Source organism: Nonomuraea sp. NPDC049486 (assembly GCF_040676925.1).
In the GTDB taxonomy this organism is placed as follows: domain Bacteria; phylum Actinomycetota; class Actinomycetes; order Streptosporangiales; family Streptosporangiaceae; genus Nonomuraea; species Nonomuraea ferruginea.
On record NZ_JBFAPV010000013.1, the window covers coordinates 118,562 to 131,308 of the forward strand.

A 12,747-nucleotide genomic window follows, 5' to 3' on the forward strand; every position below is an offset into this window, starting at 1 on the left:
AAAAAGTCAGCGGATACGGCTTCCTGGAGCGGTGTAGTCGTCGTTAGCATCCCGTCCAAAGACAGTGAGGTCGGGAGGCTTCCGTGGGGCGTTCGCTCGAAGGGATGCCGGTGCTCGTCACCGGGGGCGGTTCTGGGATCGGCGAGGCGGTGGTCCACCGCCTGGTCAAGGCCGGTGCCAAGGTGACACTCGCGGGCCGGCGCGCGGACAGGGTCGAGGCGGTCGCCAGGCAGGCGGGCTCCGGCGCGTGCGGCGTCGTCGCCGACGTCACCGTGGCCGCCGACCGCGAGCGCATGGTCGCACGGGCGGTCGAGCACGGCGGCGGGCTGGAAGCCGTGGTGCACGCCGCGGGCAACATGTACCGAGGCGCGCTCGAAGACCTCGACGAGCAGGCGCTGCACGACGTGTTCGCCTCCAACACGATCGGCCCGATGATGCTGACCGCGCTTGCCCTGCCGCACCTGCGGGAGCGCTCCGGCGCCGTGGTCTTCTTCGGTTCCGTGCACACCCAGCGCGCCTTTCCCGGCGCGTCCCCGTACGCCGCCACGAAGGGCGCGCTGGAGACGCTGACCGGGGTGCTGGCCGCGGAGCTGGGACCTCAGGGCGTGCGGGTCGGCTGCGTGCGGCCCGGCGGCGTGCTGACCGAGATCAACCAGCGGGCCGGGCTCATGGACGACGCCACCGCCGCCGAGCGCATGCGCTCGCTCGGCCCCGCCCACGCGCTCGGCCGGGCGGGCACCGCGGCCGAGGTCGCCGAGGCCGTCGAGTACCTGATCACGGCCGAGTGGGCGACCGGCGGCGTGCTCACCATCGACGGCGGCCTCGGCCTCGGCGTCACCAACGCCTGACGACACGGACGGGCCTGTGCGCGGCGCGGTCCTGGCCTTTACCGGCGAAGGGCGCGTGGTGGGACACCACGCGCCCTTCGGGTCGTGTCAGGACGCGGACTTGCCGGGCTCCAGCCAGTCCTCGCTGACGAGCTTCCACGCGGAGCCGTCCCACTCCGCGACCTTCGCGCCGGTCGTCCCGACGTGCCCGCCGCCGGCGGCCGGGCCGAAGGTGATCGGCGGGTAGATGCCGGACGCGTGCTCCTTGAGCGACTCGGCGGTCTTCTGGAAGCTCGCCCAGCTCAGGTCGTCGCCCATCCGGTTCACGATCTCGAAGAAGATCTTCGTGTTGGCGTACGCCTGCAGGGCGTAGGCGCTGCCGGCCTGGTCCGGGGCGACGGCCTGCTGGGCGGTCCGCCACGCCGCGGCCTCCGGGGCGTCCGACGTCGGCAGCTCGGAGATGAACGTGCCGTAGATGCCCTTCGCCGCGGGCCCCGCCGGCCCGACCGTGCCCGCGCTGCCCGTGGTCACGGTCGAGGAGGTGCCCATGATCGTGGGCTTCCAGCCCAGCTCGCCGACCGCCTTCATGATCAGCGCCGACTGCGTGTTGTCCGTCCCGAGCACGATGGCGTCCGGCTTCGCCTCCCGCACCTTCAGTACGGCGGAGCTCACCTCGGTCGAGTTGGGCTCGGTCGTCTCGTTCGCCACGACCTCGACCCCCGTGGCCGCGGCCTCCTCCTTGACCCCGTCCCGGATCGCGTGTCCGAGCTCGTTGTCCTGCCCGATGACGGCGACCTTCTTGACGTCCTTGCCCGCCAGGAAGTCCACGATCACCCTGGCCTGGTCACGCTGGCTGGTGCCGAGCAGGAACACCGAGTCCTGCTCCGGGTCGGGCGGCAGCACCGGCGCGAACAGCGGCATCCCCTTCTGCGCCAGGTAGGGATAGCTGCCCGGGATGTTGGCCGACCCGGCGGGGGAGACGACCGCGTACACCTTCTCCTGGTCGCCCAGGCGGCGGATGTTGGCCACGCTGCGCGCCGCCTCGAACCCGTCGTCGAGCACGACGAGCTTCACCTGGCGCCCCAGGACACCGCCCTTGTCGTTGATCTCCTTGACCGCCGCGTTCAGCCCGGCTTCGAAGCCCTTCCCCGAGGTGGCGGCGCCGCCGGAGAGCGGCAGGGTGGTGCCGATGGTGATGGTGTCGTCCGTGACACCCTGGACCGTCCCTCCCCCGTCCGACGGCGCGGCCGCCTGGGACGAGCAGCCCGCGACGGCGAGCGCGGTCAGCAGGACGGGCAGGGCGGTGAGCGGGAACCGTCGTGGCCTCATGGGACCCTCCAGTCAGAATGGTGCTAGTGGTTCAGCCGAGGTAGGCGCGGACGAGGTTCTCCGAGTCCGCGAGCTCGTGGGCGGGGCCCGAGGTGTGCACGGCTCCGCCGGCGAGCACGTACGCGCGGTCCGCGATGTCGAGCACGGCCGAGTTCTGCTCGACGAGCAGGAACGCGGTGCCCGACTCCGCCCGCAACCGGGCGACCAGCCCGAGCAGCTGGGTGACCAGGATCGGCGCGAGGCCGAAGGACATCTCGTCCACCATCACCAGGCGCGGCCGGCCGAGCAGCGCCCTGGCGACGGCCAGCATCTGCTGCTGGCCGCCGGACAGCGAACCGGCGGGCGCGGCCAGCTTGTCGCGGAGCGCGTCGAACACCTCCAGCAGCCGCTCCTCGTCCTGGGCGACGTCCCGGGCGCCGCGCCCACGGGCGGTGGCGCCCAGGCGCAGGTTCTGCCGCACGGTGAGGGACGAGAGGATGCCGCGGCCCTCGGGGACGTGGCCGAGGCCGAGCCTGGCCCTGGCCTCCGGCGGCCGCCCGCCGAGCGTGGCGCCGTCGAAGCTCACCGAGCCCGACCAGGTGGGCAGCACGCCGGAGACGGCGCGCAGCGTCGTGGTCTTGCCCGCGCCGTTGACCCCGAGCAGCGCGACGATCTCGCCCTCCGCCACGTCGAGGTCGACCCCGCGCAGCACCGGGACCCGGCCGTAGCCGGAGGTCAGCTCACGAATCGACAGTAGCAACGCCGGCTCCCAGGTAGGCCTTGACGACATCGGGATGGGCGACGACCTCGGCCGGAGTGCCGTCCGCCAGGATGCGCCCGAAGTGCAGCGCCGCGACCCGCGGGCACAGCCGCGAGACGAGCTCCAGGTCGTGCTCGATGATCAGGATCGACAGCTCGTCCCGCTCGCCGATCTCGGCCAGCGGCGCCACCATCCGGTCGACGTCGGCCGCCGACAGGCCGGCGGCGGGCTCGTCCAGCAGCACGATGCGCGGCCGCGGAGCCAGCGCGCGGACGACCTCGACGATCTTCTGGCTGCCCAGCGGCAGGTTGCCGGCGGGCTCGGCGGCGCGTGCGGCCAGCCCGAAGGCGTCGAGCAGCTCGCGCGCCCGCTCCCTGGCGGCGCGCGCCCCGCGCGAGACCCCGAGGAAGTCGGCCAGCCCGCCGCCGGGAGGCAGCCCGGCGTCCAGCCCGGCCAGCACGTTCGCCTCGACCGACAGCTCGGCCACCAGCCGGGGAGTCTGGAAGGTCCGGCGCACGCCTCTGCGGGCCACGACGGCCGGGCGTCCGGCGCGTACGGGCTCGCCCGCGATCCGCACGGACCCCGCGACCGGCCGCACATAGCCGGTCACCACGTTGAACACCGTCGTCTTGCCCGCGCCGTTCGGCCCGATGAGCCCGGTGAACCCCGGGCCGACGGCGAGGTCGACGCCCTTCAGCACCTCGTTGCCGCCGAAGCGCACGGCGATCCCGGACAGTTCGAGCGCGTTCATCGGGCGGCTCCCGTCAGGTCGGCCTGCCCGGACACGGGCGGCGGTTCGGGCGCAGGCGGGGCCGGGCGCCTGGCCCGCAGCCGGGCGGGCAGCGAGGCCAGCCCGCGCGGCAGGAACGCGATCGCCAGCGCGAGGATCAGCCCGTACACCAGCCGCTGCCAGCTCCCCAGGTCCTGCAGCAGGTCACGCAGCACCACCACGACGACCGCGCCGAGGAACGGCCCGGCGACGTAACCCACGCCGCCGAGGAACGCGACGACCAGGAACTCGATGAGCAGCCCCATGTCGAAGATCTCCGGCGTCAGGTACGACAGGCACTGCGCGTACAGCGCCCCGGCGACGCCCCCGATGAACGCCGACAGCGCGAAGGCCAGCAGCTTCGTCCGCATCGGGCTCACCCCCAGCGACGGCGCGGCGATCTCCGCGTCCCGCACGACCCGCAGGCGCCTGCCGAGCCCGACACGGCCGATGCGCATGACGACGGCGGTGGTGACGGCCGCCACGGCGAGGCACAGGTACCAGCGGCTGCCGTCGACGTCGATCCCGGGCAGCACCACGGCCTGTACGGCGGTGCCGGCGATGCCGCCGGTGACCGGCGTGGCCTCCACGAACACGCGGATCATCAGCTCGGCGAACGCGAGCGTGGCGATCGCCAGGTAGAAGCCGCGCAGCCGGGTGGCCGGCAGCCCGATCAGCACCCCGAACAGCGCGGCGACCAGGCCCGCGGTGACCGCCGCGAGCGGCCAGGCCCAGCCTTGCGCGACCAGGTACGTGGTCGCGTACGCCCCGACGCCGAGGAAACCGGCCTGGGACAGCGCGATCTGCCCCGACCATCCCATGATCAGGACCAGCCCCAGCCCGGCCGTCGCCGTCACCATGACCAGGCACGCCTGGAACAGCAGGTACGGGTTGACCAGGCCGGGCAGCGCGAGCAGGACGAGGGCCGCCGCCACGGCGCCGGCCACGCCGGCGACCCGCCGGGGCGAGCCGGAGAGCAGCGCGAGCGGTGTCATCAGACCTCCCGGACCTGGTGGCGGCCGAACAGCCCCTGCGGCTTGATCGACAGCACCACGACGATGGCCAGCAGCGCGATCGCGGTCTTGCTCGACGTCGAGATGTACGCGCCCGCCAGGTTCTCCGCGACGCCGAGTGCGAGCCCGCCGACGAACGCCCCGGTGATGCTGGAGAACCCGCCGAGCGTCGCCGCGACGAAGCCCTTGATGAGCAGTCCCGAGCCGTTCTGGTCGGTGAGCAGCGAAGCCTGGCCCTGCAGCAGCAGCGCGATCGTGGCGATCGCCCCCGCCAGGGCCCACGAGGTGCGGAACACCGTCGTGACCGAGACGCCGAGCAGCCTCGGCGTCACGCGGTCCTCCGCGATCGCCTGCATCCGCACGCCGAGCGGCGTGCGGAAGAAGAGGATGAGCCCGGCCATCACCGCCAGCCCGGCCGCGATGCTGAGCAGCTGCTCGTACGCCACGACCTGCCCGGCCACGGTGAACGAGCCCGCGAACGGGGAGTCGATCTTGCGGGGTTCGGATCCCCATACGAGCTGGACGACCGCGTTGATCACGACGAAGACCGCGATCGTCATCAGGACCGTGGCGAAATGGTTCTCCGCCAGGATCGGACGGATAGCCGTTCGTTCCACCACTACGGACAGCGCGACGCCGATGAGCAACCCGATCGGTACCGCGAGCCACCATGACAGGTGCGCGCCGTCGATGAGCGCCCAGGTGCAGAAAGCCGGAAACAATCCCAGCTCAGCCATGGCGAAGTTGGGTACGTCGGTCGCCTTCAGCACGAGGACGATGGCCAGTGCCATGAGGGAGTACCAGCTCCCCGCCTGCAAGCCGCTGATGATCTGTTGCCACACGGTTACGCCTCCAGCCGCTAGTCGTCAGGATGCTAACGTCCAATGGGAAGACGCGACAGTCCCGATTTGGCAACGACGCGGCGAGACCGGAGCGACCGGAGCGCGATCAGGCGGCCCGGCCTGCGGGCACGCGGAAACGGCGCCCATCGTCAGATGGACGCCGTCGCGATCCTGATACGGCCGGATCGGCGGGCGGGGCCGTCCGGCGGATCCGGGGGTTCGTCCGCCGGACGCCCCCGCGTCAGCGGATCAGCGGGACGTGTCGTTCCCGCGTCGCCGGCCGGGGGCGGGCGGGGGCGCGCCGGCGCCCCTTCTGAGCAGCGTGGCGGGGGCGCCGTGGTCGGCGCGCAGCCGCAGCAGCGCCGGATCGGACTTCCAGAAGGTCTCGAAGTCCTCGGCCGCGAACTTCTCCACGATGAGGTGCATGGCGATGTCGTGGCGCACGTACTCGACCGCGACCAGGACCACCGCCGGGTCGTCGGTGTAGACGCCCCAGGCGTCGTCGTTGATCACGCCGCCGATGACCGCCTGCTCGCGGTCGGCCACCACGACCAGCAGCCGGCAGCCCAGGTTCTCAAGCGCCACCTTGGGGCTGGAGAAGCGGTGCTGGGTGGTGTGGCCCACCGGGTCGGGGTCGTCGCCGAAGACGACCGTGGAGACGTCGACGCCGTCGGACTCGGCCCTGCGGGCCAGCGGCTTGAGCGGCTCCAGCTCCGCCGGCCACCCGGACAGGAACAGGTCTCTGCGCGCCGCCGAGACCACGTCCTCGGCCCGGGTGATCAGCGACGACCGGTCGGTCAGGTTGTGGATCAGCCGGACCTGGGTGGGCGAGGCCACCTCGGGCAGCGACTCGCGCAGCGTGCTGATCGACTGGTCGAACTCGCGCCGCATCCGGTCGAGCAGCGACATCGGGGGCAGCGAGATGTAGCCCACGCCCGCGTCGCCGAGCCGCACCTCGTAGGCGGCTCCCCGGCCCACGAGCTTGCCCAGCGTCTCGTAGACCGTGCTGCGCGGCACTCCCGATCGTTTGGCCACCTCGTAGCCGTTGAGCGGGGCGCCGGCCGCCACGAGCGCGACGTAGGCCTTGGCCTCGTAACCGGACATGCCGAGGCGCTGGAGCTCTTCGATCACTCTCTGCTGAGACACGTTGCCATCGTCGCATCACCTCGGGCTCCGGGACGAATTCCGATCACCGCCAGGCCAGTCTAGCCAGGAGGGTTCATAGTAGTTAACCTTCTGACGCATAACGAGGTCCGAGGAGAGCCGATGGCCGACAGCATCTTGATCACCGGAGGCGCCGTCATCGACGGCACCGGCGCCGCGCCGCGAGCCGACGAGGCGGTGCTGGTGCGCGGCGACCGGATCGCCGCCCTGGGCGCCGAGGCGCTGGCCCAGGCCGAGTCGGGCGGCGTGGACGAGCGGATCGACGCGGGCGGGCGCACGGTCATGCCCGGCCTGATCGACGCCCACACCCACCTCAGCTTCGGCGAACCGACCGGCAACGACGAGCTGCTCAACCACCGCACGCAGGGCTACAGCTCGATGCTGTCGGCCTACCACGCCCGCAAGGTGCTCCGCGCCGGGGTGACCGGCGTGCTCGACGCCGACTGCCTGTGGTCCATCGGCGTCGAGCTGCGGGACGCCATCGACACCGGCATCGTCGAAGGCCCCCGCATGCGCGCCGGGGGACAGGCCCTGATGACCATGCTCGGCGGCACCGCCGGCCGGATGATCCGCGACGAGGGCACCACCGGCTACGCGACCGTCGTCCACAACCGCGACATGATGGTCAAAGAGGTACGACGCCAGATCAAGTACGGGGTCGACTGGATCAAGATCATGGTCACCGGCCTGATCCCGTCCATGAAGGGCCCCGAGGTCAAGGTCTGGAGCTTCGACGAGCTCCGTACCGTCTGCGACGCCGCGCACGAGCTCAACACCAAGGTCGTCGCCCACTGCCGCAACTCCGAGAGCACCCGCGACGCCGCGAGGGCGGGCGTCGACCTGATCTATCACGCCTCCTACATGGACGACGAGGCGCTCGAAGCCGTCGTCGAGTCCGGCAGCGCGCTGTGCCCGACGTTCACGCTCCTCGGCAACCTCGCCGACTACGGCCAGAAGATCGGCAGCGCGCCCGAGCTGCTCGACGTGTTCCGCGCCGAGATCGAGGTCACCGCCGCGCAGATGGCCAAGGCGCACGCCGCCGGCGTGCCGTTCCTCACCGGCTCGGAGACCGGCTTCGCCGTCACCCCCGTCGGCGAGTGGCACGCCCGCGAGCTGGAGATGTTCGTCCAGTACATGGGCATGACGCCGATGGAGGCGATCGTCGCCGCCACCCGCAACGGCGCCTTCGCGCTGCGCATGGAAGGCGAGGTCGGCACCCTGGAGACCGGCCGGCTCGCCGACGTCCTCATCGTCGACGGCGACCCGCTGAAGGACGTCACGATCCTCCAGGACCGCACCCGGATCGCCGAGGTGATCAAGGGCGGGCGCCGGATCGACCTCACCACCCCGATCCCCGAGCGCCGCATGCGCTCCACCGACCAGGTGAGGTTCCTCGCCTCCTGCCCCCTCACCCGCGGGCTGGCCCTGACCGAGGATCAACTGGAGAAGCTGGCCCGTGTCTGACCACCCCGAGCTTCCTTCCCGGCGTTCCCCGGTGATCGACGTGCACGCGCACGCCGTACTGGAGGTCAGCCTCGGGGCGGCCGGCGCGGCGGGGCCCGAGCTGGGCGTCTCGCCCGACGGCACGCCCTTCTACCGCGTCGGCGGGTACGTGCTGAACGGCGTGCGCTACGCCGGAAGCCCCTTCATGGACGTGGACGTCCGCATCGCCGCCATGGACGAGGCCGGCGTCGACGTGCAGCTGCTGTCGCCCAACCCGCTGACCTACTTCGACCGGCTGGACCCCGGCGCGGCGGTGGCCTACGCGCGCACCCACAACGACGCGCTGGCCGAGACGGTGGGCAAGCACCCGGCGCGCCTGCTCGGCGCCGCCCAGCTGCCGGTGCAGGACGTCCCCGCGTCGATCGCCGAGGCCCGGCGCGCCGTGCGCGAGCTGGGGATGGCGGCCGTGTACATCGGCACCGACCCCGCCGGGCGCACCCTCGACGATCCCGGGCTCGACCCGCTCTACGAGGCGCTCGCCGACCTGGACGTGCCGCTGTTCGTGCACCCGTCGCCGCTCGGCCCGGACGGGCCGCCGCAGGACCCCCGGCTGCGCCGCTTCGACCTCGACCTGCTCTTCGGGTTCGCCCGCGACGAGACGCTGGCCGTGGCCGCGCTGGTCTTCGGCGGCGTGCTCGACCGGCACCCCGGCCTGGACGTGTGCGTCTCGCACGGCGGCGGCGCCGCGGCGTTCGTCGCCGGTCGGTTCGCCCGCGCCGTGGAGAAGCGCCCGTGGGCCGGCGCGAAACTGCGGGAGAACGGGTTCGAGCACTACTACCGCCGCCTGTGGTTCGACACCCACGTGCACGACGACCTGTCGCTTCACCTGCTCGCCGAGCACGCGGGGACGGAGCGGCTGGTGTTCGGCACCAACTTCGCAGGCTGGGACTCCGGCGCCCACGAGGGGCCGGGGCTCGACCCCGCGGTCCTGGCCGCCAACGCCGCCAGACTCCTGCGCCGCCCTGACCTGCTGGAGGTCCGATGACGGCGCCTGGCCGCGACGGAGGTCCGATGACGACCCTCGGCCACGTGGGGGATTCGGCCAGCGCACCCCGCCGCGTCCTCGTCACCGGTGGCGCCTCCGGCATCGGCCTCGCGTGCGCGCAGCTCCTCGCCGCCCAGGGCTGGGAGGTCGAGGTCGCCGACCTGCGCGCCGGGCCGGGGCGGCACGAGCTCGACGTGGCCGACCGGGAGTCCTGGAAGCGCGTGCTCGACGCGGCCTGGCCGCTCGACGCCCTGGTGAACTGCGCCGGCCACCGCAGCCGCGGCGCGATCACCGAGCTCGACGTCGCCGAGTTCGAACGCATGCTGTCCGTGCACGTCATCGGGACGTTCCTGGGCATCCAGGGCTGCGCCCGGCGCTGGCTGGCGGCCGGCGTCGGCGGCGCCGTCGTCACCATCAGCTCGGTGACCGGCACCCACGCCGTCGCCGGACAGCCGCACTACGTGGCCGCCAAGGCCGGGGTCGCCGGGCTGGTCCGCGCGGCGGCGGCCGAGCTGGCCCCCGCCGGGATCCGGGTCAACGCCATCGCGCCCGGCGTCATCCGTACCCCCATGACAGCGGACCGGCTCGGCGCACCCGAGCAGGCGGCGTGGCTGATGAACCGCGTCCCGATGGCGCGCGTGGGCGAGCCGGAAGAGGTCGCGGCGGCTGTGGCGTTCCTGCTCTCCGGCGGCGCCTCCTACCTCACGGGCGCGGTGATCCCGGTCGACGGCGCCTGGACAGCCACCTGACGATCCCATGCCCTCCACAGCCTCTTCGTGCAGCGTTTCGTACGGCGACGGAGCTTTTCGTGTGGCGGCGGAGCTTTCGTGCGGAGACAGAGCTTTCGTGCGGAGACAGAGCTTTCGTGCGGCGACGGAGCGCCCGTGCGGAGACAGAGCTTTCGTACGGACAAAGCCTTCGTGCGGATAACCAGCTTGCCCCGGCGGCTGCCGCAGAGGCGTTCAGGCTGATCTGACACCTAACTGCGAAGGGACACCCCATGCGTGCCGTTGTGCTGTCCGGAGGGCTCACCCATGACTTCCCCGCCACCACCGCCTGCCTGGTGGAGCTCCTGTCGGGGCAAGGGATCCGGGCGGAGGTCCATACCGACGTAGACGCCGCCCTGCGGGCCCTGCCCGGTGCGGCGCTGCTGGTGGTGAACGCGCTGCGCTGGACGATGACCGGGCCCGGAACCCCCGACCGCTATCGGGAACTGGCCGGAACGGAGGGCGCGAGCCCGTCCCAGAGCGCCAGGGCCAGGCTGGCGGCCCACCTCGAAGCGGGCGGCGGCGTGCTCGGCATGCACACGGCGAGCATCTGCTTCGACGACTGGCCGGAGTGGGGGCGGACGCTCGGCGCCGCCTGGGTGTGGGGCCGCTCGCACCACCCGCCCATCGGCCCCGCGGTCGAGGTGCGGCCGGAGGGCGGGCACGAACTGGTCGACGGCCTTGACCCGTTCACGGTCGTCGACGAGGTGTACGGGGACCTGGAACGGGCACCCGGGACCGTCCCACTCCTGACCGCCGCCCAGCCCACCCGTCCGGACACCCACAGCCGTCACCCCCTGCTGTGGGCCCGCGAACACGCCGGCGGCCGCATCGTCTACGACGCCCTCGGCCACCACCCGCCGTCGTACGAGGTCCCCGAACACCGCGAGATCCTTCGCCGCGCCATCCACTGGACCACCCACGGCTGACCCACACACCCCAAACCGCACCCGCACGTGTGAAGACAACCCTCACCGCCGTACCGACCAGCGCGTATGAAACGGCCGGCCGCACGCGAGACGGCCCGCCACACGGGAGACGGCACGCACAGGGAGACGGCACGCACACGCGAGACGCCCCGCACACGCGACGGCTCGCACATGCGAGACGGCCCCGCAGGTGCGCGAGCAGCCCGTGCACACGACGGCGGGGGCGCGTCACGTACGACGTGACGCGCCCCCAGTCGTCAGGCCTCGGCGAAGCCGACGGAGTCCACTGATGCCGGGCGCGGGAGGGAGGCGAGGGTGCTCTTGATGAGGCCGCCGTCGACGGCGAGGGTCTGGCCGCTGACGTAGGCGGACTTCTCGGAGCCGAGGAAGAGGACGGCGGCGGCGATGTCCTCGGCCGAGCCGAGCCGGGCCAGGGGCACCGCGCCCTCGCGGACGCGCCGGACCTCGGGGTCGGCGTAGATGGCGTCGGACATGCCCGCGTGGATGAGCCCGGGAGCCACGCAGTTGACGCGGATGCCGTGCCTGGCCCACTCCATCGCCATGTGCTCGGTCAACCGGACGACGCCGGCCTTGCTGGCCGAGTAGGCGCCCGCGTTCGGGGCGGCCGCGATGCCGTTGATCGAGGCCAGGTTGACGATCGCGCCTCCGCCGGCGTCGGCCATCGCCCTGGCGAGCGTCCTGGCGACGATGAAGGTGCCCGTCAGGTTGACCCGCAGCGCGGCCTCCCACTCGGCCACCGGGAGGTCGAGCAGCGGCCCGAACCGGACGATGCCGGCGTTGTTCACCACCAGCTGCGGCGGCTCCGGCAGCAGCGCCGCCGCGGCGCGCACCGACTCCTCGTCGGCGACGTCGACGGCCGTGCCCGCGCACGCGTCGCCGATGTCGCGGGCCGTCTGCTCGACGGCCGGGCCGTCGACGTCCCATGCGGCGACCCGGTAGCCCTCTTTCACCGCGTACTCGGCGATGACGGCTCCGATGCCGTGCGCCGCCCCGGTGACCACGGCCCATTTCGTCATGCTGTTCTCTCCCCTTGTCGGCCTGTCCCAAGCGTCGTCATAAGGTTAACTACGCTAGTGGACGCGGCGGCGTGCCTTGTTCACAACGTTCGACGGGTCACAGCAGCGCCTGGTAGGCCCCTCCGTCCACGGGCACCGCCGCGCCGGTGAGGTAACCGGCCTGCGCCGAGCACAGGAACGCGACGACCGCGCCGAGGTCGGCCGGCTCGCCCAGCCGTCCCGCCGGCACGTCGCCGACCGGCGGGCTGTCGCCGTACACCTGCGTGACCCGTTCCGTACGGTGCAGGCCGGGCTGCACGGAGTTCACCGTGATCCCGTCCGCGGCCACCTCGCGGGCCAGCGTGCGCAGGAAACCCGTGGCGCCCGCGCGTGCGGTGTTGGACAGCGCGAGGTTCGGGTACGGCTGGCGCACGCCGAGCGAGGTGATCGCGACGATCCGGCCCCAGCCACCCTCCCGCATGAACGGCAGCGCGGCCAGCGACATCCGCACGACGGCGAGCAGGCTGCGTTCCAGCGCCGGTCGATAGGCGTCCAGCGGGGTCTGCGCGATCGTGCCGGGCGGCGGGCCCGGCCCGTTCACCACCAGGATGTCGAGCCCGCCCATCAGCGCCGCGGCCTCCTCCACGAACGCCGCGGCGCCGTCCGGTCCTGAGACGTCGGCGCGCAGCCACCGCACGCCTGGCCCCAGGCGCTCCGCCGCGGCGCGCGCCCGCTCCTCGTCGGAGCCGCAGATCGTGACCCGCGCCCCCTCCGCGACCAGCGCGGCCGCGCTCGCGTGACCGAGCCCCGCGCTCGCCGCCGCCACGGCCGCACGCCGGCCCCGGATTCCCAGGTCCACGACTA

At 72.7% G+C, this 12,747-nt stretch carries 13 protein-coding genes; 5 read left to right on the forward strand and 8 right to left on the reverse strand.

Going from position 1 to position 12,747, the window contains the following annotated elements; translation table 11 throughout:
• Window positions 1-83: 83 nt before the first annotated feature.
• Window positions 84-848, forward strand: a complete 765-nt coding sequence (locus AB0K05_RS32650; RefSeq protein ID WP_261808493.1) for an SDR family oxidoreductase — start codon at window positions 84-86, stop codon at window positions 846-848.
• Between the two features lie 87 nt (window positions 849-935).
• Here the strand turns inward: AB0K05_RS32650 and AB0K05_RS32655 are convergent, their stop codons facing one another.
• The 6 genes from AB0K05_RS32655 to AB0K05_RS32680 all read right to left on the reverse strand — a co-directional run bounded on the left by AB0K05_RS32655 (window position 936) and on the right by AB0K05_RS32680 (window position 6,665).
• Window positions 936-2,156, reverse strand: coding sequence for an ABC transporter substrate-binding protein (locus AB0K05_RS32655; protein WP_364234305.1), 1,221 nt, complete (start codon window positions 2,154-2,156; stop codon window positions 936-938).
• A 31-nt stretch (window positions 2,157-2,187) separates the two neighbouring features.
• Complete coding sequence (locus AB0K05_RS32660) at window positions 2,188-2,895, reverse strand: ABC transporter ATP-binding protein (RefSeq protein ID WP_219549569.1); 708 nt, start codon at window positions 2,893-2,895, stop codon at window positions 2,188-2,190.
• Entirely contained in the window at window positions 2,876-3,646 is a 771-nt protein-coding gene (locus AB0K05_RS32665) for an ABC transporter ATP-binding protein (RefSeq protein ID WP_271280114.1), read from the reverse strand. Before AB0K05_RS32665 ends, AB0K05_RS32660 begins: the two co-directional genes overlap by 20 nt.
• On the reverse strand, window positions 3,643-4,659 hold the full coding sequence (locus AB0K05_RS32670) for a branched-chain amino acid ABC transporter permease (protein WP_148031124.1): 1,017 nt from the start codon (window positions 4,657-4,659) through the stop codon (window positions 3,643-3,645). The genes AB0K05_RS32665 and AB0K05_RS32670 overlap by 4 nt, the downstream gene beginning before the upstream one ends.
• Complete coding sequence (locus AB0K05_RS32675) at window positions 4,659-5,519, reverse strand: branched-chain amino acid ABC transporter permease (protein ID WP_148031125.1); 861 nt, start codon at window positions 5,517-5,519, stop codon at window positions 4,659-4,661. The genes AB0K05_RS32670 and AB0K05_RS32675 overlap by 1 nt, the downstream gene beginning before the upstream one ends.
• 249 nt (window positions 5,520-5,768) lie before the next feature.
• Window positions 5,769-6,665 carry a helix-turn-helix domain-containing protein gene (locus tag AB0K05_RS32680; RefSeq protein ID WP_261808494.1) on the reverse strand — a complete coding sequence of 299 codons (897 nt, stop codon included), beginning with the start codon at window positions 6,663-6,665 and terminating at the stop codon, window positions 5,769-5,771.
• A gap of 120 nt (window positions 6,666-6,785) precedes the next feature.
• Here AB0K05_RS32680 and AB0K05_RS32685 point away from each other — a divergent pair, with 120 nt between their 5' ends.
• The 4 genes from AB0K05_RS32685 (at window position 6,786) to AB0K05_RS32700 (ending at window position 10,867) form a co-directional block, all read left to right on the forward strand.
• Complete coding sequence (locus AB0K05_RS32685) at window positions 6,786-8,147, forward strand: amidohydrolase family protein (RefSeq protein WP_271280113.1); 1,362 nt, start codon at window positions 6,786-6,788, stop codon at window positions 8,145-8,147.
• Window positions 8,140-9,171 (forward strand): amidohydrolase family protein, encoded by a 1,032-nt coding sequence (locus AB0K05_RS32690; RefSeq protein WP_271280112.1) that lies wholly within the window; start codon window positions 8,140-8,142, stop codon window positions 9,169-9,171. Before AB0K05_RS32685 ends, AB0K05_RS32690 begins: the two co-directional genes overlap by 8 nt.
• 26 nt (window positions 9,172-9,197) lie before the next feature.
• Window positions 9,198-9,920 (forward strand): SDR family NAD(P)-dependent oxidoreductase, encoded by a 723-nt coding sequence (locus AB0K05_RS32695; protein ID WP_364234314.1) that lies wholly within the window; start codon window positions 9,198-9,200, stop codon window positions 9,918-9,920.
• A gap of 251 nt (window positions 9,921-10,171) precedes the next feature.
• Complete coding sequence (locus AB0K05_RS32700; protein WP_271280110.1) at window positions 10,172-10,867, forward strand: ThuA domain-containing protein; 696 nt, start codon at window positions 10,172-10,174, stop codon at window positions 10,865-10,867.
• Window positions 10,868-11,124: 257 nt separating this feature from the next.
• On the opposite strand, the gene AB0K05_RS32705 is transcribed toward AB0K05_RS32700, so the two are convergent.
• Both AB0K05_RS32705 and AB0K05_RS32710 read right to left on the reverse strand, forming a co-directional pair.
• The gene (locus AB0K05_RS32705) at window positions 11,125-11,904 is read right to left on the reverse strand and encodes an SDR family NAD(P)-dependent oxidoreductase (RefSeq protein WP_345483102.1); all 780 of its coding nucleotides are present in this window, start codon (window positions 11,902-11,904) and stop codon (window positions 11,125-11,127) included.
• 97 nt (window positions 11,905-12,001) lie between these two features.
• Window positions 12,002-12,742, reverse strand: coding sequence for an SDR family oxidoreductase (locus AB0K05_RS32710; RefSeq protein WP_219549585.1), 741 nt, complete (start codon window positions 12,740-12,742; stop codon window positions 12,002-12,004).
• Window positions 12,743-12,747 lie beyond the last annotated feature (5 nt).